The 19,849-nt window shown below is 70.8% G+C and carries 18 protein-coding genes; 11 read left to right on the forward strand and 7 right to left on the reverse strand.

Translation table 11 applies throughout. From position 1 onward, the window contains the following. Positions 1-80: 80 nt before the first annotated feature. The 3 genes from ACIBJC_RS33510 (at position 81) to ACIBJC_RS33520 (ending at position 5,492) form a co-directional block, all read left to right on the forward strand. Positions 81-3,077, forward strand: coding sequence for a LuxR C-terminal-related transcriptional regulator (locus ACIBJC_RS33510; RefSeq protein WP_399299031.1), 2,997 nt, complete (start codon positions 81-83; stop codon positions 3,075-3,077). Positions 3,078-3,192: 115 nt separating this feature from the next. Then, entirely contained in the window at positions 3,193-4,161 is a 969-nt protein-coding gene (locus ACIBJC_RS33515) for an STM4015 family protein (RefSeq protein WP_399299033.1), read from the forward strand. A gap of 128 nt (positions 4,162-4,289) precedes the next feature. Next, complete coding sequence (locus ACIBJC_RS33520) at positions 4,290-5,492, forward strand: hypothetical protein (protein WP_399299035.1); 1,203 nt, start codon at positions 4,290-4,292, stop codon at positions 5,490-5,492. A 4-nt stretch (positions 5,493-5,496) separates the two neighbouring features. On the opposite strand, the gene ACIBJC_RS33525 is transcribed toward ACIBJC_RS33520, so the two are convergent. From ACIBJC_RS33525 to ACIBJC_RS33535, 3 genes are all read right to left on the reverse strand, one after another. Continuing rightward, positions 5,497-6,525, reverse strand: coding sequence for a hypothetical protein (locus ACIBJC_RS33525; RefSeq protein WP_399299037.1), 1,029 nt, complete (start codon positions 6,523-6,525; stop codon positions 5,497-5,499). After that, positions 6,522-7,112 carry a PadR family transcriptional regulator gene (locus tag ACIBJC_RS33530; RefSeq protein WP_399299039.1) on the reverse strand — a complete coding sequence of 197 codons (591 nt, stop codon included), beginning with the start codon at positions 7,110-7,112 and terminating at the stop codon, positions 6,522-6,524. Before ACIBJC_RS33530 ends, ACIBJC_RS33525 begins: the two co-directional genes overlap by 4 nt. Before the next feature lie 211 nt (positions 7,113-7,323). Next, complete coding sequence (locus tag ACIBJC_RS33535; RefSeq protein WP_399299041.1) at positions 7,324-7,866, reverse strand: ATP-binding protein; 543 nt, start codon at positions 7,864-7,866, stop codon at positions 7,324-7,326. A 228-nt stretch (positions 7,867-8,094) separates the two neighbouring features. Here ACIBJC_RS33535 and ACIBJC_RS33540 point away from each other — a divergent pair, with 228 nt between their 5' ends. Both ACIBJC_RS33540 and ACIBJC_RS33545 read left to right on the forward strand, forming a co-directional pair. Continuing rightward, positions 8,095-8,946 carry a helix-turn-helix domain-containing protein gene (locus ACIBJC_RS33540; protein WP_399299043.1) on the forward strand — a complete coding sequence of 284 codons (852 nt, stop codon included), beginning with the start codon at positions 8,095-8,097 and terminating at the stop codon, positions 8,944-8,946. A gap of 10 nt (positions 8,947-8,956) precedes the next feature. Beyond that, the gene (locus ACIBJC_RS33545; protein ID WP_399299045.1) at positions 8,957-9,202 is read left to right on the forward strand and encodes a DUF397 domain-containing protein; all 246 of its coding nucleotides are present in this window, start codon (positions 8,957-8,959) and stop codon (positions 9,200-9,202) included. Positions 9,203-9,559: 357 nt separating this feature from the next. Here the strand turns inward: ACIBJC_RS33545 and ACIBJC_RS33550 are convergent, their stop codons facing one another. Next, the gene (locus ACIBJC_RS33550; protein WP_399299047.1) at positions 9,560-10,354 is read right to left on the reverse strand and encodes a hypothetical protein; all 795 of its coding nucleotides are present in this window, start codon (positions 10,352-10,354) and stop codon (positions 9,560-9,562) included. Positions 10,355-11,195: 841 nt separating this feature from the next. On the opposite strand from ACIBJC_RS33550, the gene ACIBJC_RS33555 reads away from it, so the two are divergent. Then, positions 11,196-12,047 carry a helix-turn-helix domain-containing protein gene (locus ACIBJC_RS33555; protein ID WP_399299049.1) on the forward strand — a complete coding sequence of 284 codons (852 nt, stop codon included), beginning with the start codon at positions 11,196-11,198 and terminating at the stop codon, positions 12,045-12,047. A 22-nt stretch (positions 12,048-12,069) separates the two neighbouring features. On the opposite strand, the gene ACIBJC_RS33560 is transcribed toward ACIBJC_RS33555, so the two are convergent. Next, a complete protein-coding gene (locus ACIBJC_RS33560) occupies positions 12,070-13,353 on the reverse strand; it encodes an ROK family protein (RefSeq protein WP_399299051.1) in 1,284 nt (427 codons plus the stop codon). 231 nt (positions 13,354-13,584) lie between these two features. Here ACIBJC_RS33560 and ACIBJC_RS33565 point away from each other — a divergent pair, with 231 nt between their 5' ends. From ACIBJC_RS33565 to ACIBJC_RS33580, 4 genes are all read left to right on the forward strand, one after another. Next, entirely contained in the window at positions 13,585-14,586 is a 1,002-nt protein-coding gene (locus ACIBJC_RS33565; RefSeq protein WP_399299053.1) for a carbohydrate ABC transporter permease, read from the forward strand. Between the two features lie 112 nt (positions 14,587-14,698). After that, on the forward strand, positions 14,699-15,652 hold the full coding sequence (locus ACIBJC_RS33570) for a carbohydrate ABC transporter permease (protein WP_399299055.1): 954 nt from the start codon (positions 14,699-14,701) through the stop codon (positions 15,650-15,652). A 107-nt stretch (positions 15,653-15,759) separates the two neighbouring features. Then, positions 15,760-17,115, forward strand: a complete 1,356-nt coding sequence (locus ACIBJC_RS33575; protein WP_399299219.1) for an ABC transporter substrate-binding protein — start codon at positions 15,760-15,762, stop codon at positions 17,113-17,115. A gap of 122 nt (positions 17,116-17,237) precedes the next feature. Continuing rightward, positions 17,238-18,437 carry a Gfo/Idh/MocA family protein gene (locus ACIBJC_RS33580; protein WP_399299057.1) on the forward strand — a complete coding sequence of 400 codons (1,200 nt, stop codon included), beginning with the start codon at positions 17,238-17,240 and terminating at the stop codon, positions 18,435-18,437. Positions 18,438-18,554: 117 nt separating this feature from the next. Here the strand turns inward: ACIBJC_RS33580 and ACIBJC_RS33585 are convergent, their stop codons facing one another. Next, the gene (locus ACIBJC_RS33585; protein ID WP_329824332.1) at positions 18,555-18,962 is read right to left on the reverse strand and encodes a RidA family protein; all 408 of its coding nucleotides are present in this window, start codon (positions 18,960-18,962) and stop codon (positions 18,555-18,557) included. A 135-nt stretch (positions 18,963-19,097) separates the two neighbouring features. Here ACIBJC_RS33585 and ACIBJC_RS33590 point away from each other — a divergent pair, with 135 nt between their 5' ends. Continuing rightward, positions 19,098-19,514, forward strand: coding sequence for a winged helix-turn-helix transcriptional regulator (locus ACIBJC_RS33590; protein ID WP_399299060.1), 417 nt, complete (start codon positions 19,098-19,100; stop codon positions 19,512-19,514). 12 nt (positions 19,515-19,526) lie between these two features. Here the strand turns inward: ACIBJC_RS33590 and ACIBJC_RS33595 are convergent, their stop codons facing one another. Further along, positions 19,527-19,775 carry a hypothetical protein gene (locus tag ACIBJC_RS33595; RefSeq protein WP_399299062.1) on the reverse strand — a complete coding sequence of 83 codons (249 nt, stop codon included), beginning with the start codon at positions 19,773-19,775 and terminating at the stop codon, positions 19,527-19,529. Positions 19,776-19,849: the final 74 nt, after the last annotated feature.

Consider the following 19,849-nt stretch of genomic DNA (forward strand, 5'->3'; position numbering starts at 1 on the left):
CCCACCGTCCCTCTGTCAGTGCGGAGGCCACAACCGTGGCCCACCACGAGACCGACCACGAGATCGGCGGGAGGTTACCCATGACCGCGGCATCGAACGCGTACCGGGGCGCCGGACCGGGCTGCTGCCCGGACCACGCCACCACCCCGTTCCCGAGGACACCCCCACCCCCACACATGCCCCCACCTCTGCGCTCCCACCCTTCTCCCTTTCCCGCGCCCTTCCCCGCGCCGCTCGAACGCGAGGCCGCGCTCGACCTGCTCGCCGTCGAGGCCGGTCGCGCGCTGGACGGTTCGGGCCGGCTCGTCGTGTTCCGCGGCCCCACCGGTACGGGGCGCAGCACGCTGCTCGAAGCCGCCGCGGACCTGGGCGCCCAACTCGGTATGCGGGTGCTGCGGGCGCACGCCTCCGCCGACGGCACCGGGGGCCCGCTCGCCCTCGTACGCCAGCTCCTCTGTCCGCCCGCCGACTTCGGCCCCGACGACGGTATCGCGGGGGCGCCGACCGCCGCCGGGCTGTGGCGGCGGCTGTGCGCGTACGCGGCGCAGCAGCCGCTGCTGGTCGCCGTGGACGACGTCCACCTCGCGGACCGGTCCTCCCGGCGCTGGCTGACGGAGGGCGCCCGCAGGATGGCCGGGCTGCGCGTGCTGATGGTGGTCACCGAACGCGGCCAGTACGACATCGCGCCCCCGTCCCCGGGTCTGGCGCACGCCCTGCCGCCCGCCGTGGTCGGCTCGCACGCGCTGGCGCCGCTGAGCCGGGCGGCGGCCGAGAAACTCATCCGCGGCGACGCGGACGCCCCGGCCGTCTCCGCCGAGTGGGTGGAGGGCTGCGTACGGGCGGGCGCGGGCAACCCCCTGCTGCTGCGGGCCCTCCTGGACGACCTGCGGGCGGTGTTCCCGGACACGGACCAGGGCGCCGGGCACGGCGTGCGACTGCCGGCGAGCTGCGCCGAGCTGTATCCGGGGGCGTTCGTCGCGGCGGTGTCGTGGTGGCTGGAGAGCGCGGGGCCCGGTACGGCGACGGTCGCCAGGACGCTGGCCGAACTGGAGGACGCGCAGGCCGACTCCGCCGAGGAACAGCCCCGGCGCGACGGGCGGGCGTCCGTCCCGCCGCCGCGTCCCACCCTCCACGAGGACGACCTCGGCAGCCTCCTGGCCGAGGTGACCTGGGCCGACCCCTCCCGCGTGGCCGGCTGGCTCACCGCCATGGTCCGGCTCGGCATACTGCGCCGCGACCCCGCCCACGGCGGCCCGCGCTTCGCCCACCCGCTGCTGCGCGAGGCGGTACTCGACGGCTGGCCCCGCTCGCACCGCCAGGCCGTGCACCGCCGCGCCGCCGAACTGCGCCGCCGCCGGGGCGACCGGGCCAGGGTCGTGGCCGCGCATCTGCTGCGCACACCGCCGGACGGCACGGCATGGGTGCCGCAGACCCTGCTGGACGCCGCGTCCGTCTCGGCCAGGGAGGGCAGGACCGCCGACGCGGTCGCCTGTCTGCGCCGCGCGCTGGACGAACCGCTGCCGCGCGAGCGCAGGGCGGCGGTACTGGCCGAACTCGGCGCGCTGGAGTTCACCACCGTACGGTCGGCGGGGATATCCCGGCTCGCCGAGGCGCTGCGCCTCCAGGAGGCGCCGAGGGAGCGCGTCCTGACGGCGGTCACGCTGGGCACGGCGCTGGCCCACCGGGGCGAGCCGCGCGCGGCGTTCGACGTCCTGGGCGGCCTCGGCCCCCTGGAGGACGAACCGGTCCTGGCCCGTACCGTCCAGACCGCGTCCGCGCTCCTGTCCGACCACGACCCGGAGATACGGCGCGAGGTCTACGCCCGGCTGCGCGAGACCGCGGCACGCTTCCCGGAACGGATGAGTCCGGCCGTACGGACCCTGCTCATCCGGTACGAGGCGACGGCCGGCCTGATATCCGCCGACTGGGCCTCGCGGCAGATCCGGCGGCTGCTGACAGCGCCGGAGGATCCGCTGCTGGTGCCGTACCTGCTGGGTACGGCCGCCGCCGTCGCCCAGTGGGCGGACGCGCCGGACGACGCGGAACGGCTGGTCAGGGCCGGGCTGACCGAGCACAGGCTCTCGTCGCTGCACCCGATCCACGGCTCCCTGCTGAACGTACGGGTGGACCTCGCCGCCGGGCGCGGCCAGTACGCGCGGGTGCTGGAGGAGACGGCCGACGCGGCCCCGCCCCCGGAGGACACGCCGCGCGCCGGGCCCAGCAACTTCCTGGCCCAGCGGATGCTGGCGCTCGTCGAGTGCGGCCGTACCGCGGAGGCGGGGCGCCTCGCCGAGGGCGTCGACGTCAGCGAGGCGCACGACAGTTGGGAGCTGAACCGCTTCCTGTACGCGCGCGGCGTCCTGCGCGCGGCCACCGGCGACCCGGCGGGCGCGCTGGCCGACTTCCTGGAGTGCGGCAGACGCCAGCTCGGCCGGAACGTGGAGAGCCCCATCGTCACACCGTGGCGCTCGGCCGCCGCAGAGTGCCATCTCGCCCTGGGGCAGCCGCAGGAGGCGCTGGCGCTCGCCGAGGTGGAGCACCGGTACGCGGCCGTGTGGAACACCCCGCGCGTACGGGGCCGGGCGCTGCGCGTCCTGGGCGCGGCCACCGGCGGCCGGCACGGCCTGGAACTCACCGGCGAGGCCGTCGACGCCCTGCGCAACACCCCGCTCGACACCGAACTCGTCCACGCCCTCGTCGCCCACGGCCGCCAGCTCATCGCCGCGGGCCGCCCCGGCCGGGCCCGCCCGCTGCTCCGCGAGGCGGCGGCGACGGCCGAACGCCTCACGGCACCACGCCTGCTGGCCACGGCGGAGGCCGCGCTGATGGCCAGCGGCGCCCGCCGCAGGAACGCCCCGCTCACCGGCACGCCCTCGCTCACCGCGAGCGAACGCCGTATCGCGGCGCTGGCCGCGGACGGCAGCACGAACGCGGAGATATCCGAACTGCTGCACCTGGCCAAGCGCACCGTGGAGACCCACCTGACCAGCACGTACCGGAAGCTCGGCATCCGCAGAAGGGCGGACCTGAAGACAGCGCTGTCCCCCGTGCCCTCACATCCCACGGAGACCCGGTAACCCGAACTCCGATGCACGGAACGGCTTTTCGGCGCGGCGGGCCGGCACGGCTGTCAGAGGCGGCTGGTAGAACACAGCCAGCAGTGACCGGATTCGGAGCGTCAGGAGCCAGACCGTGTCGTACGTGCACCACGTCGAGCAGTTCTACGGACTGCCGGCGTTCACCTTCTCGCCGGACATGAGCCCCGGGGATCTGCCCGATCCCGGCTCCGTGGCCTGGCGTCTCCAGTGCGAGGAGATGCCCCGCGAGCACGACTTCTGGGCCCGCACCGAAGCCTATATGGCCCGGTTCACCGAGCGGGTCGATCCGGCGAAGGTCCGGGCGGTGGTACTCGGCTTCCCCTGGTACGACGGGGAGAGAGGGTGCGGCACCGATGAACTGATCGCCCTCGCACCGCGGTTGACCGGACTCGAAGGGCTCTTCCTCGGCGATCTGGAGGACGACGAGGACATGATCTCCACCATGTACCTGGGGAACATGGCGCCCGTCCTGGACGCGTTCCCCGGCCTCCGGGAGCTGGCCGTACGCGGCGGAGGCGGCCTGGAGTTCCCCGAGTCGGGCCACGAGAACCTCCGGGTGCTGCGCGTCGAGTCCGGTGGACTGCCCCCGGCCGGGGCGGCGCAGATCGCCGCCGCCGCGCTGCCGTCGCTGGAGCGCCTGGAGCTGTGGCTGGGCGACGAGAACTACGGCGGCGGGACCACGGCCGAGGACCTGGCACCGCTGCTCAGGGGCGCGGGCAAGCCCGCGCTGCGCCACCTGGGGCTGCAGAACAGCACGATCCAGGACGAGTTGGCCGCCGCGCTGGCCGCCGCGCCGGTGGTGGCCCGGCTCACCTCGCTGAGCCTGTCGATGGGCATGCTCACCGACGAGGGCGTCGAGGCACTGCTGCACGGCCAGCCCCTCACTCACCTGCGGGAGCTGGACCTCTCGCACCACTTCCTCAGCGACGCCATGATGCTGCGGATCTGGACGGAACTGGAGCCGGAGGGGGTGCGCGTGAACCTGACCGCCCGGCAGAAGGACGACGGCGGCATCCCCGAATGGGGCCAGGAGCACGGCCGGTACATCGCGGTGGCGGAGTAACGGCGGTAGCCGGTCCCGGTCCCTGAGCCCGCCGGGTACCCGAGCCGGCCCGGTACCCGGGATCCTGCCGGGTTCCTGCCCGCGCGGCGTCCCCCTCCCCTCCTCCCACCCCAGCGAAAGGCCGCACGATGTCCCAAGCCCCCGGCTCCCCCTCCACCTCCCTGGCCCCGGATCCGGACACGGACGACCGGATCGTCAAGAACGGCCTCCGCCCCCGGGCCAACCCACTCGATCCCGAACAGCCGGTCCCGTACGGGCACGTGCTGCTCGCCGCGATCGAGCTGAGGTGGAGCCCCGCCGCTGTCGTGGCACGGCTGACCGCCCTCGGATACGCCGACATCCACCGCCCCGAAGCCCCCCTGCCCGACACCGTGGGCCCCGACGATCTCCCGCTGATCAAGGACGCGAACTCGCACTACGCCATCATCTGGCTCGACATCGCCGAGCCGGTGTCCCTGCACCAGATACTCGTCTCGGCGGTCCGGACCGACCGGGGCCCCGCCGGGATCGCCCGCCGGCTGACCGCTCTCGGCTACCGGATCGGCGGCAGTGGCCACCCGCTGCCCGAATCCTTCCGCAGCGGTGACGCCGTGCTGATCAGAACCGACCCGGGCGTCTACGGAAGGTGGCTCGACTGGGACGAGGAGGTGGCCGCGTCCCATGTACTGAACGTCGCCTCCCTCTTGAGGCGCAGCCCGTACGCCACCGCCATGCGACTGCTCTCCCTCGGCATCCGGCTGCCGTACACCCCCGTCCCGGAGGACGAGCTGCTCGTCAGCGCTCCGGGAACGTTCGGGGCGGGCTGGCTGAACCGGACCCCGCCCACCGGGCACATCCTCGCTGTCGCGGAGCGGCTGGGACGCCCTCCGGCGGACGTCGCCGCCCGGTTGACGGAGCTGGGCTACCGTCACGAGGCCGTGCCCGACGTGCCGGAGGCCGACGACCTCACCCTCCTCAGCGACAACGTCGACGGCCAGGCGCCCTGGCTGGAGAAGAACACCGTCGTCGGACTCCAGATGCGGCACATCCTGCGCGCGGCCCTCGTCACGGGGCGGACCCCGGCGGACATCGCCGCGCGGCTGACCGCGCTGGGCCACTGGCTGCACGCGAACGCGATACCGCCGGCCGTCGTGGACGCGGAGGACATCCCGCTGCTGGCGGCGGTCGACCGTTCGTACCGCGACAACGTGCACCTGGAGAACGTCCTGCGCGGCGCGAGCCTGACGGGCATGAGCCCGGCGGAGGTCGCGCGGCGGCTGACCGCTCTCGGCTACCAACTGCCCGACGCGGTGGACTATCCCGACGTACGGGGCGCACTGGTCGCCCCGTAAACCGTCACGGCCGGTCCACATCCACATCCACATCCACATCCACGTCCACGCCGAAGCGGTCGACGAGCACCTTCAGGGTGTCGTAGGCGGGCTTGGGGGCGTAGTCGTCGGTGGTGAGGCCGAACTGGTGGAACAGGCCCGGCTTCGCGCTGTCGGCGTCCCGCAGCGCGAAGTGCGTGTACCCGCTCAGGCGGAGCTCCTTCGCCCGGGCGGCGATGACCCGTACGACGGTCCCGACGACATCGGCCTGCCGGTGCGGGGGCCGGCCGGGTCCGGTGGGCCAGCCGTGCTCGGTGATGTGCAGCGGTACGTGTCCCAGCCCGGCCGGGGTCAGCACGGCGTCACGGTGGTGGCGGAGCAGCCCCTCGACGGCGCCGGCCAGCTCGGACGTGGCGACCGGCTGGAAGACGTCGGGGAAGAAGTCCAGGCCCACGTAGTCCAGATCGGCGAGGAAGCCGTCCCCTCCCCGGCGGGTCAGGTCGGTGACGAAAGAGGTGGCCGGGCCGAAGAGAGGCGTGGTGTTGAAGCCGGTGCGCAGGTGCGTGTACCCGAGTTCACGTGCCCGCGCCGTGACGGCGGACACCCCGCGGACGATCGCCTCGCGCACCTCCGGGTAGGCGCCGTCCAGCGTCGGGACGGAGGTCACATTGGGCTCCTCCGTCACTTGCAGGGTGCTCGTGACGGCGCCGTACTGCTCGACCAGCTCGCGCAGGAACGCGCAGTAGCCGTCGACGTCCCCGGCGCCGGACCGGTACTGCGCCACCAGGTCCAGGCGGCGCCCGCGCACGGCGTACCGGCGCGCGTCGGCCGGGGTCGCGGTCGCGTGCGGCGTGCGGAGCCGGGTGGTGTCGTCGAACGCCGTGTAGGCCCGTACGAGGAACGGGCGTCCTGGCGGGCCCTGGAGCCGGTCGAGCGCGCTCAGCACCCGCCCCGGATCATCGGGCGGCCCCTCGGCCAGGCCCCCGGCGTCGTCCCCGGCGACGGAGCCCGGGTAGATCCCGAAGAGCAGGCCGTCCTGTGCGGTGGGCGTCACGCGTTCGCTTCCTCTCGGTTTCCCGGCCAGTTCAGCGAGCCGGTGCGGATGTCGTCGATGACCGAGGCGATCCAGGCCAGTTCGGCGCGGGCGAGGCTCAACGCGTACTCGCCCTCGATGACATGCAGGCGCGGCACCCCGGCCCCCAGGGCCTCCGCGAGGCGCGCCTCGTCGGCGGCCACCCGCTCCCCGAGACACCGGGCCCGCTCGGCCAGAGCGTCCACCGCCCCGCGCGGCCCGAGGGCCCCGAGGTAGGACACCGCGCCCAGGAACCGGGAGAACTCCCGCTCCGGGGTGCGGATCTGGGAGTCCAGACGCCGGACGAGCTCGTCCCTGCCGGCCTGGGTGAGGGCGTACACGGTCCGCTCGGGCCGGTTCCCCGAACGCTCCCGGCCCTGCGCGGCCACCCATCCCGCTTCGACCAGGGCGCCCACGGTGTTGTAGAGCGTGCCGCGCGTGATGGCGGCGGCGTGATGGTCGCTGCGTCTTCGCAGTTCGGCGAGCATCTGATGGGGATGCGAGGGCTGCTCCAGCAGGAGGCCCAGCACGGCGAGGACGATCGGATTGTCGAGAGCACGACGCGGCATGGCCGAACTCTACCAGTCCAAATAGACTATACAGACAGATCCTCTCACTCATCGACATACGGGAGGCCACGCGCCTCCCGATCGCCCACCTCTACCGCATCGACATCCGGACCGGGCGGGCCCGAGCCGAGAACCAGCCCACCCGCGACCACCCCCAGCCAGACACCGGCCACCACGAAGCCCCAGGGCACAACTGTCGGCATGGACCGCCTCACGTCTCGACCGCGTGATCCGCATGGGCCGCATCGTCCGTGGCCAGCGTGAACCAGATCGCCTTGTGCGTGGGCGAGTAACCCCCGTGGATCGTCACGCCCCAGGCGAGCGAGAGGCGCGCGACGAGGAACAGCCCCTGCCCGTCCTCCCGTTCCTCATCCTCCCCGGACCCGAGCCCGGGACCGGCACCGGGACCGGGGCGCCCCGGAAGGGGCAGGGCCCAGGGATCGTCATCCGCGACGGAGACGGTCACCTGCGCCGCGCCGACGGTCATGTGCACGCGGATCAGGGGCGTACGGGTGTGCCGGTGGACGTTCGTGACGATCTCGGTGACGCAGAGCCGTGCGTCGTCGACGAGCGGAACGTGCCGACCGACACCGAGCACGGAAGTGACGAAGTCACGAGCGACCTTGGGGGCGTTGACCGTGTTCGGCAGCCCGAGACGGTAGCCCTCACCTCCGTGCGGCGCGGGCGGCACCGGCGGTAACTGCCGCACGGTCGGCGCGAGGGGCGGTACGGGACGTGCGGTCACCGTGGTCATGTCGCTGTTCTCCCAACTCGGTTGGACAGGTGCGCTGCTTGTCATGCGTGGCGATGGCCTCCCGACACCCGCGTCGCGGCGCGGCGGAGCGGCTGCACTTCGGGCTTACTGACATGCCGCGCGGTGCTGTCAGGACCATAGAGGGCCTGGGATCAACATAGCTACACCCGAAACGGGGCCGCGCTCGTCCTGGTGGACCCTCCTCACCCCCGGGGGCACACTGGCGACATGCCACCCAGGACAGTCACCACCGCCCGACAACGACGCCTCGGCGCGGAGTTGAGGCGGATGAGGGAAGCGACCGGCCACAATTCACGTGACGCGTCGCGACTTCTCGGCATTGACCACACAAAGATCAGCCATATGGAGACCGCCAGGTTCGGCGTCAGCGGGGAAAGGATCCGCGCCCTCGCCTGCGCCTACGAGTGCGACGACCAGGAATACATCGAAGGCCTCATCAGGATTTCCGAGGACCGCACCAAGGGGTGGTGGATCGGCTACCACGAATCACTACCGGCCGACTTTCTCGACCTTGCCGAACTCGAACACCACTGCCGCGGCCTGCGTACGTACCAGATCGCCCACATCCCGGGACTCCTGCAGACCGAGGAGCACATTCGGGCCATCTTCGCCGAAGCCGATCCACCACTCCTGGGCACGGCACTCGACATACGCGTCCAACACCGGATGCGACGGCAGGCCATCCTCGACCGGGAGTGGCCGCCGCGGTTCGAAGCGGTCGTCCACGAAGCCGCGTTGCGCATGCGGTTCGGCGGGGACAAGGTCGCACGGGCCCAACTGGACCACCTCCTCGCGATGAGCGAGCGACCCCACATCGCCATCCACGTGATCCCATTCAGCGCGGGCGGATTCACCGGCTCCGGTCAGTCGGTTTTCTACGCGCAGGGTGACGTGCCCGCGCTCGACACCGTGCAGCTCGACGCGACACACGGCATCACCTTCCTGGATTCCCCCGCCCAACTGCGCAACTACCGAAACCTTCTGGACCGGATGAAGGCCAAGGCGCTTCCCGCCGACGCGTCACGGGATTTCATCCGTACCGTCGCAGCGCACCTGTGAAAGGTCAGAAATGTCAGACATCACATGGCAGATATCGTCCCACTGCCAGGCGGGAAACTCCTGCATAGGCGTCCGGCGCAGCGGAGACACCATTCACGTACGCGAGAGCGAGCAGCCGAGTGAAACCGTCATCACGGCGCCGGAGAAATTCCGGGCCCTCATTCTCGGCGTGAAGGCGGGCACGTTCGACCACCTGATCCATCCCGCTCGACGCGCCGCCCCCGGCGCCGCCACCCCCGTCGGCGCCGCTTCCTGACCACACATCGGAATCACTCGATGTGAGTAGCTCTATTGATCCCGAAACATCAGTAGCGCTACGGTTACGGCGCGTCGTCACCCCGAGGAGATCCGCCCGCATCGGAGCCCTGCCCGGGGCGGCGCACCACGCCGTACCACCGTCAAGAAGAAGGGCACCACGGCCATGCCCCAGCCCCCAGCCCCCAGCCCCACCGGACGGCCCACACGCCGCAGCGAGGCACGGCAGCGGCTCTCCCTGCTGATCGCCGCCCACGGCCGGGACGGCGTGCTCGTCATACGGGCGGAGACCTCGCCGGCCCCGAGGACCGCCACGGATCACGGCCGGACGCCGCGGCGGTCGTCGCAGGAAGCGCCGTCAGGACCCGGCGGTTGTCGGGTCCTCGTCGCGGTGCCACCGCAGGCCGGCGATGGTGACCGGAAGCGCCAGCAGGACCCCGAGGACCACGGTCACCACCACCGCTGTCCAGGCGTCCCAGACACTGCCGACGGTGTACGCCACGACGAGCGGTAGGACGACCACGCCCACGCATTTCGCCGGGCCGAACGCCACCCGGGGCCGGACCGGGCGGCCGGTCGCGAGACGGCGGGCCCGGCGCGCGCTGCCGAACGCGGCGATGAACGCCAGGGCCGCCCCCCAGAGCCCGGCCAGCGCCAGCCCGACGAGCATGGTGGCCTTCTCATCCGGCAGTCCGGGCAGCGTCTCACCGACGCCGTCATGGCGTACGGAGACCTGAACGTCCCGCCAGGTGGTGACGTCCATCGCGTCCCCCGGCCCGACGCGCTCCGCCAGGTCGCCGTGCCTCTCAAGGTCCAACGGCCGGTCGGCGGGGGCCGGAACGGGCCCCCGCAACCGCACACGGAAGACCGTCGCCCTGCCGCTCTTGGCCATCTCGGCGGAGAGCACCGTCCCCCGGACCGTGCGCAGACAGTCCGCCGAACCCTCGCCGCTGCACGGTTGTGCTGCCAGAAACGCCTGCTCATCCGCGACCCGCTCGGACACCGGCCTGCCCAACGCCGCGGAGACTGCCAGCAACACCACCCCGAGCAGAACCCAGCCCACCGTCCACAGCCACCCGCCCCCACGCCCGTCCGCCCCGGTCCGCCCTGCCGTTCCTTCGGTTCCTTCGGTTCCTGCCGTCGGTACCGTCATCGCATTGCCCCCTTCGTCCCCGGGAGCATTGAGCCACGCCTCCCCGACCAGGCAACAGGCAGGAGCCCGGCAGCGCCGAGCCGCCGCCACACTGCCGGACTCCGGCAACCTGGCGGGGACCCGGCCCCGGATCAGGCCCCCCGTTCCGCCCCCTGGGCCCACGGACACACACCCCGCGCCCGACGCGCCAGCGAGGCATCCCCGAACGAGAACCGACCGACGTGGAGCCGGTCGTGCCCGTACATGTTCCGTGGACCCGGACAGCTCCAACGCCCAGGCAGCGCCGTACAGTTCGAGCCCGCCGGGCTTCGGAAGGCTGCGCCCGCTCCACCCCACACAGATCAACCAGCACGCCTCGGCGAACCCGGCCCCGCCGCCGGAACCGTAGACCCGGGCGGGCTGGTGCCGCGCGGCGGCTCCCATGAGGGACAGCTCCGGCGCGGCGGGTGTGGGTACGTGGCCGATGACGGCGGTGTCGCCGACATGACCGGTGGTGGTGTACGCGAGCACGGCGTACCGATCGGGCCAGGTGTGCAGCAACGCCAGCACGGTCACCCGGCCGGTTCCCGTCATGGTCCGTCCCACGTTCTTCCTCCGCGCCTCCGTTTCCGCGTCGATATGTGCGTTCATGCCCGGAACGTAGACGCCTGGGGGATGCCCTCTCAAGCAATGTGCATGAGTGCGCGCACCCCGATTTCGCGTAACGTTGCCGCAACTCGGCGCAGTTGACCGCCTGTCTGTTCCGCCCGCGAATCGTGCACATCGCCGCACATTCCGAGAGGGATGGAACGACCGGCACGTATGAGATCCACTGACGAACGAACACCGGTAGGCCAGTCCCATGCCCGTATCCCAGTCGTCCTCCGCCCAAGCCGCCCGCATGAACGTCGCCCGGCGGCTGCGCGACATCAGGAGGGACGCGGGGCTCACGGGCACCGAGCTGGCCTCCGCTTGCGGCTGGCATCACGCGAAGACTTCTCGCATCGAGAACGCGCGGACTCGGCCGTCACCGACCGATATCCGCCTGTGGTGCCGGACTTGCTCGGTCGAAGACCAGGTGGACGATCTGATCGCCACTTCCCTGCACTCGGAATCGCTCTACACGGAGTGGCGACGCCGGGCCCGTACCGGCCTCCGTCAGATCCAGGAGAGCTACAAACCGCTGTACAGGTCCACCAAGGTGTTCCGTGTGTACACGACCGGTCTGATTCCCGGCGTGCTGCAGACCGAGGGGTACGCGCGTGCCCTGCTCAGCTCGAACGCCCGCATCCTGGACGTCCCCGACGACGGGGCGGAGGCGGCTGCGGCCCGCGTGAAGCGGTCGCAGATCATCCATGAGGCGGGACACCGCTTCGTACTCCTCGTGGAGGAACACGTACTCCGCTTCCAACTGGGCGACAGCGACACGATGGCCGCCCAGCTCGGGCATCTCCTCAGCGCGGGCGCACTTCCCTCCGTGTCGCTGGGTGTGATCCCTATGAGCACACCACAGCGACCCCTGTGGGTTCAGGAGACATTCAGCGTCTTCGACGACACCCTCGTGGCCGTGGAACTGCTCTCGGCAAAGGTCAACGTCACCCAGCCGTCCGAAATCGCCCTCTACCTCCAGGCGTTCGAGGAGCTTCACGGCCTCGCCGTGTACGGCGCCCAGGCGCGGGCGCTGATCGTGCGGGCGATCGAGGCCCTGGACTGAGGGGCGGTCGGCCCGGCGTCGGCTACTGGGGCGGCTTCGGGCGGCCCAGGACCAGGATCTTGATGGCGAGGACCGCCGCGCCCCGGGCCCAGTCGTTGAAGTCGGAGATCTTGGTCTCCAGGGCGACCGGTTCCGCGAGCGGGTGGCGGTTGGCGGTGATCGCCTTGTTGATCGCCGGGTTCGCCACCTCGACCAGGCCCACGCCCTCCCCCGCGAGCAGGATCTTCTGCGGCATGGCGAAGTTGGCGATCTGCGCCACCACCGTGCCGAGTGCCTGCGCCGCCTCGTCGATCACGCGGGCCGCCACGGGGTCGCCCGCGGCGGCGAGGGTGAGGATCTCGTCGTACGTGTGGTTCCGGCCGGTGGCCGCCGCGACCTGGTAGCGGATGCTCGGGATGGAGAGCAGCGCGGTGGCGCTGCCGCGGTCGCCGTCCGGGGTGAGGGGGCCGTTCGGGTTGACGATCCAGCGGCGGCCGATGCCCTGGACGTCGTCGCCGGAGCGGACCAGTTGGCCGCCGATGACCAGGCCGTAACCGACCCCGGCGCCGATGGTGAGGACGACGAAGCGGTCGAGGCCGCGGCCGGCGCCGAACCACGCCTCCGACTCGACCAGCGCGGCCACGTCGTTCTCGACCACGACGGGCAGGTCCGTGCGCTGTTCGAGGAGGTCGACGAAGGGGACGCCGTCCCAGCCGAGGAAGGACGAGGTGACCGTACGGTCGGGGCCGACGACATAGCCGCCGAGGCCCACACCGATCCCGGCGAGGCGTGGGAAGTCCGCGGCGAAGTCCGTGGTCATCGTGTGCAGGAGGCCGGCCACGTCGGCCGGTTCGAGGGTACGGACGGGAAGGGCGCGGGCGGCGACGACATCGCTCTTGAGGGTGGTCACGACTCCGTAGACCGTGTCCTCGGTGATCTTGAACCCGGCGAAGAAGCGGGAGTCCGCGACGATGTCCAGCGGCTGGGAGGGGCGGCCCTGCCGGGTGGCGGGGGCCGGGATCCTCGCTTGAGGGGGAGGGACCTTGACCGCCGGGAACGCCAGGGCAGGGGCCGAACCCGGACCCGGACCCGGACCCGCGAGCGGGACCGGGAGGGGGAGGGAGAAAGAGGTCGGGGCGGAGGCCGGGGCCGGGTCCTCCACCAGCAGGCCCGACTCGATCAGCGGTTTGGTGAGCCGGGTGAGGCTGCCCGCCGACAGGTTCAGCTTCCTGGCGATCTCGCTGCGCGACACCGGCCCGTGCGTCAGCACCTCGATCGCCACGGCCCGCTCGGCGGGGCTCAGTGGTGCCCAACTCGCAGCAGGCATAAGCGCGTTCCCCTTGTTCCCGTCGTTCCCATGGGAGTCCATGGCGGTGCTCCCGGTTCATCGTAGCCAGGATCAGGGCGCCCATTTTATTTCACTACAGAAGAAATGGAACCCCCGTACCGATAATTTGAGCGCTTGAACTCACTTACGCAGACCCCTTGACGCGGTGATTGTTCCAGGACGAAAGTAACCCACACCTCCGAGGACGAGTCATGGACAAGGGAGTCTCTGATGACTGTCGCCTCACACGGCGCGCCACCCGGCCCCGCGGCGCCCGGTACCAAGGTGATACCGAAGACCGCGCACGGCAAGAACACCGGCGGCACAGGCACAGGCAAGGGCAAGGACGCCGATGGCGGTGGACGCGGGGACGGGCTCCTCGCGGCGCTCTTCATCGCTCCCGCCCTGCTCGGCTTCCTGGTCTTCCTCCTCTGGCCCACCCTGCGCGGCATCTATCTGAGCTTCACCCGCTACAACCTGCTCACCCCCGCCGAGTGGGTGGGCCTGGACAACTACCGCCGGATGATCAACGACCCCATCTTCTGGGAGTCCTTGCGCGTCACCGTCGAGTACGTCCTCATCAACATCGGTGTACAGACGGTCGCCGCCCTCTGCATCGCCGTCCTCATGCAGCGGCTGACCAACTCCTCCTTCCTGCGCTCCGTCGTGCTCACGCCGTACCTCGTCTCGAACGTCGTCGCGGGCATCGTCTTCCTCTGGATCCTCGACACGCAGATCGGCATCGGCAACGAGATCCTGGGGGCGTTCGGCTTCGACCACATCGCCTTCCTCGCGAGCGAGGAATGGGTCATCCCGAGCATCGCGATGATCAACGTATGGCGACACGTCGGCTACACGGCCCTGCTGCTCTTCGCCGGACTCCAGGCCATCCCCGGCGATGTATACGAGGCCGCGCGGATGGACGGCGCCGGGGAGCTGCGGATGTTCTGGCGGATCTCCCTGCCGCTGCTGCGCCCGGTGCTCGCGGTCGTCCTGATCATGACGGTCATCGGGTCGTTCCAGGTCTTCGACACCGTGGCGGTGGCCACGCCGGGCCCCGGCGGCCCGGCCAACGCGAGCAATGTGCTCCAGCTCTACATCTACGACTCGGCGTTCGGGCGGTTCCAGTTCGGCTACGCGTCCGCCATGTCCGTGGCGCTGCTGGCGGTCCTGAGCGTGATCACGATCATCCAGTACCGGGTCACCCGGGCCGGCGAGACGGACCTCGGCTGATGCGCCCCCGCCTCCGCCTCCGTCCCCGCCCCGGGGCCGACGCGCCCCGTCCGCAGGCCGACGCGGCCCCGCCCGTACTCACGTACTCACGCGCGCACGAAGGAGTCGAGTCGTGGCTGTACTGACCCCCGCGCCCGCCGACACGCCCGCCCCCGCCCCCGTAACCCCGCCCGCGAAGCCCGTACGGCGCCGCAGGCCGTCGCCCGGCCGGATCGTGGCCTGGGCGGTGATGGTCGCGATCGTGCTGATCACCCTGCTGCCCTTCTACTGGATCGCGCGGACGGCCCTCTCCTCCAACGCCGCACTCGCCACCGACCCCGCCAACCCGCTCCCCGTGGACTTCGGTTGGGGCGGCTTCGAGCGGGTCTTCGGGCTCCAGAGCACCAAGGAGGCGCTGGCCCAGGGCGGTGCGGGCGGCTCGCTCAACTTCTGGCGCTATCTCTTCAACTCGACCGTTGTGGCAACGCTGGTGACGGTCTGTCAGCTGATGTTCTCCGCCATGGCCGCGTACGCCTTCGCCCGGCTGCGCTGGCGCGGCAGGGACCGGGTCTTCGGGCTCTTCCTCGCCGGGCTGATGGTGCCGACCATCTTCACCCTCCTGCCGAACTTCATCCTGATCAAGGAACTCGGCCTGGTGGACACCCTCCTCGGGATCGCCCTGCCGACGATGTTCATGACGCCGTTCGCGGTCTTCTTCCTGCGGCAGTTCTTCATGAACCTGCCCCGGGAACTGGAGGAGGCCGCGCTGCTGGACGGTGCCGGAAAGGTACGGATCTTCTTCCGGCTCTCCCTGCCCATGGCGTCCGCGCCGATGGCCACCCTGGGCGTCCTCACGTACATCACGGCGTGGAACGACTACTTCTGGCCGCTGATGGTCTCGTACAGCGACAGCTCGCGCGTACTGACCGTGGCCCTGTCGATCTTCCGGTCGCAGACCCCGCAGACGGGTACGGACTGGGCCGGGCTGATGGCCGCGACGCTGGTCGCCGCCCTGCCGATGCTCGTGCTCTTCGGCGTCTTCGCGCGGCGGATCGTCAACTCCATCGGCTTCAGCGGGCTCAAGTGACCATTTTCCCGACGGGCACACGTAAAGAGGTTGGCGTTGTGCGCAGCTCTTCTCATGGACTCTCCGACCGGCTCTCCCCTTGGGTCTCCCACCGAGTCTCCTCTCGGATCTCCCGGCGTTCGGCCGCTCTCGTCGGCGCCGTATCCCTCTCGCTCCTCGCCGCCGGCTGCGGCTCCGGGTCCTCCTCGTCCTCCTCCGCCTCTCCCGACACGGTCTCGTACTGGCTCTGGGACTCCAGCCAGTTGCCCGGGTACCAGGAGTGCGCGAAGGGGTTCCAGAAGGCGAACCCGGGCGTCAGGGTCGATCTCTCCCAGATCGGCTGGGACAACTACTGGACCAAGCTCACCGCCAGCATGATCGCGGGCACGGAGCCGGACGTCTTCACCGACCACATCACCAAGTTCGCGCAGTTCGCCGACCTGGACGTGCTCGCCCCGCTGGACGAACTGCCCGCCACCCAGGGGATCAAGGACTCCGACTACCAGCCCGGCCTCGCCGCCTCCTGGGTCGGCCAGGACGGCCACCGCTACGGCGCGCCCAAGGACTGGGACACCGTCGCGATGTTCTACGACAAGAAGAAGACGGACGCCGCCGGCGTCTCCGCCGAGACCCTGAACACCCTCGACTGGAACCCGGCCGACGGCGGCACCTTCGAGAAGACCATCGCCCGCCTCACCGTCGACACCAAGGGCCGGCGCGGGGACCAGCCCGGCTTCGACAAGAACCACGTCAGGACGTACGGGCTGGCCAGCAACGACGCGGGGATGGCCGACGGCCAGACCCAGTGGAGCCCCTTCACCGGCTCGGCCGGGTGGAACTACACCGACAAGAAGGCGTGGGGGACCCACTACAACTACGACCAGAAAGCGTTCCAGTCCACGATCGAGTGGTACTTCGGCCTCGCGAAGAAGGGCTACCTCGCCCCGTACACGGTCTTCTCGCAGTCCAACAAGTCCGACGTACAGCTCAGTTCGGGCAAGGCGGCGATCGCGCTGCACGGTTCCTGGATGACCAAGGCCATCCATGGCTTCAAGGGGATCGAGGCGCGCACCGCCCTGACCCCCGTCGGTCCCTCCGGCAAGCGCGCCACCATGCAGAACGGGCTCGCCGACTCCCTCACCAAGCGCGGCGCGAAGAAGCCCGCCGCGCAGAAGTGGGTGGCGTACCTCGCCTCCGACGCCTGTCAGACGGTGGTCGGGCAGCAGGGCATCGTCTTCCCGGCCACCAAGGCGGGTACGGAGGCGGCGATCGCCGCGTACCGCAAGGAGGGCATCGACGTCACGGCCTTCACCCGGCCGGTCGCGGACGGGACGACGTTCTCGTTCCCGATCACCAACTACGCGGCGGACGTCAGCGGCCTCATGCGGCCGGCCATGCAGGACGTGTACGCGAACGGCGCTCCGGTGGGCAGTCTCACCACGACCAACCGGCAGATCAACCTCATCCTCTCGCAGGGCGACTGAGCAGCAGCACAGCACCAACACCAACACGCGCACGCGCACCCGCACCCGACTCGGGCCTCCGCCCGAACATCACCACCCCCGAACATCACCACCCCGAACCCCACCACCGTGAAAGGTGTGTCATGTCCTTCTCCCTTGGCATCGTCGGCGCCGGCCAGTTCGCAGGGCAGTTCGCGAAGCTCTGGCGCCTCCACCCCGGCGTCGGCGACATCTTCGCCACCGACCTGCTCCCCGAGCGGGCCGAGAAGCTCGTCGCGGACCACGACCTCGCCGGCGCCCTGCCGTCCTTCGACGCCGTGCTCGACTCGGACGTCGACGCGGTCGCGATCTTCACCCAGCGCTGGACGCACGGCCCGCTCGTCGTCAAGGCGCTGCGCGCCGGGAAGCATGTGTACTCGGCGGTGCCGATGGCGATCTCCGAGGAGGAGATCGCCGCCATCATCGAGGCGGTACGGGAGACCGGCCTGACGTACATGATGGGCGAGACCAGCCAGTACAACCCGGCCACCGTGTACGCCCGTAACCAGGTCGCGGACGGTGCCTTCGGCCGGATCTTCCACGCCGAGGGCGACTACGTCCACGACATGGACCTGGGCTTCTACGAGGCGTACCAGTACAGCGGCGGCGAGGGCTGGAAGTCGACCGCCAGCTACCCGCCCCTCCTCTACCCGACCCACTCGGTGGGCGGGGTGCTCGGCGCCTGGCGGACGCACGCGGTGAGCGTCTCCGCGATCGGGGTCAAGGACGAGCGGGGGGACGGGGTCTTCGACAAGGACGTCAGCCAGTTCGACAACGACTTCTCCAACGCCACGGCGCTCTTCGAGGTCGCGGGCGGCGGTTCGTTCCGTATCAACGAGTTCCGGCGCGTGGGCTACCCGTCGCACATCCGGGAGTCGCGCTTCCGGTTCTTCGGTACGGAGGGAAGCCTGGAGCAGCTCGCCACGGTCAGCATGTGGCAGGACAAGAAGGGGGTCCAGGACGTCACCGACCACCTTCAGCCGAAGCCCACGCTCTCCCCCGACGACCCGTCGCTGGAACACGTGTCACCGGCGCTGCGGGACGCCTTCACGTCGGGTTCGGCGCCGGTGCACGACCGGTCACGGCTGCCGGAGGAGTTCACCAACGTGGTCAACGGCCATGAGGGGAGCCACCACTTCCTCGCGGACGACTTCGTGACCGCCGTCAGTACGGGCACGCTGCCGCCGGTCAACGCGTGGGTCGCGGCGCGCTACACCCTGCCGGGGATCGTCGCGCACGCGTCGGCGCTCAAGGGCGGGGAACGCCTCCCGATCCCGGACTTCGGGGACGCTCCGGAGCAGTAGGAGGGGCCGCTGTCGCGCTGGTGGGGGCCGGTCGGCCGGCTGACCGCGTACGGTCGGGCGTTCCCCACCCGGTTGGGGAACGCCCGGTTGGGGAACGCCCGGTTGGGGAGCGCCCGCTCAGTCGAGGACCGCGGTGGCTTCCACCTCGACCAGATGCCCGGGTACGTCCAGGGCCGCGACGCCCACCAGTGTGCCCGGCGCCATCGGGGTGATGCCCAGTTTCTCCGCCGCCCGCGCGAGCCCCTCCAGGAACCGGGGCATCTTGTCGGGGGTCCAGTCGACGACGTACACGGTCAGCTTCGCCACGTCGTCGAAGGAGCCGCCCGCCGCGGCCAGCGCGGTACCGACGTTGAGGTAGCACCGCTCGACCTGCGCGGCGAGGTCGCCTTCGCCGACCGTGACGCCGTCGGCGTCCCAGGCGACCTGTCCGGCGATGAAGACCAGCTTCGAGCCGGTCGCGATCGCCACCTGCCGGTAGACGTCGATCTCCGGCAGTCCTTCGGGGTTCACCAGGGTGATGGCCATGCCCGCTCGCCTCCTCGTCCCGACCAGGATGCCTCCGATGGCGACAACCCCGGTCTCTTGTGGTTACTCAGGAACCGTAGGAGAGTGTGCGCTGACATGGAAGAACGCACTTTTCGGTAACAGAGGAACCTGACGGTGACCAAGCAGTTCAGCGGCTCGCCCGGCGACGCGGACCTGAGACGCGCCGACTCGCTGGCGCGGGAGATCTTCTCCGACATCGCCAACAAGTGGGCGCTCCTGATCATCGAAGCCCTGGGGGAACGCACCCTGCGCTTCGGCGAGGTGCGCAAGGAGGTCGAGGGCATCAGCCACAAGATGCTCACCCAGAACCTGCGCATGATGGAGCGCAACGGCCTGGTCGAGCGGACGGTGCACCCCACCGTGCCGCCGCGGGTCGAGTACACCCTCACCGAGCCGGGGCGGGCGCTGCGGGCGACGGTCGACGCGATGTGCGACTGGACCCACCGGTACCTCGGTCACATCGAGACCTCCCGCGCCGAGGCCTCCGGCGACTCCCGCACCGACGCCTCTCGCAGCGGCACCGACGCCTGACGGGTTCTCTTCTCAGATCCTCGCCAGCCGGGCCGCGAGCGCGCGCAGCCCGTCCAGCCGGTGCGCGTCGTACGCGAACGAGAGACGGTGGCCCTTGCGCGGGATGATCGTCACGCGGGGGCGCACACCGTCGCTGAACTCCAGCCGGGGCTCCTGCCAGACGTGGTAGCGGTGGGTCTCGTCGAGCCCGAACACCTCCAGCACGCTGCCGTCGAAGACGAGCAAGGCGTTGTCGTTCGCTTGCGCCTCGTACCAAAGCATGGACGGGAGGCTAGACGAGCAAGGGCCGGTCCTGGCAAGCGGGGTGCGCCCCTCCCGGGATCCCGGGAGGGGCG

The organism is Streptomyces sp. NPDC050509, assembly GCF_044457965.1.
Taxonomy (GTDB): domain Bacteria; phylum Actinomycetota; class Actinomycetes; order Streptomycetales; family Streptomycetaceae; genus Streptomyces.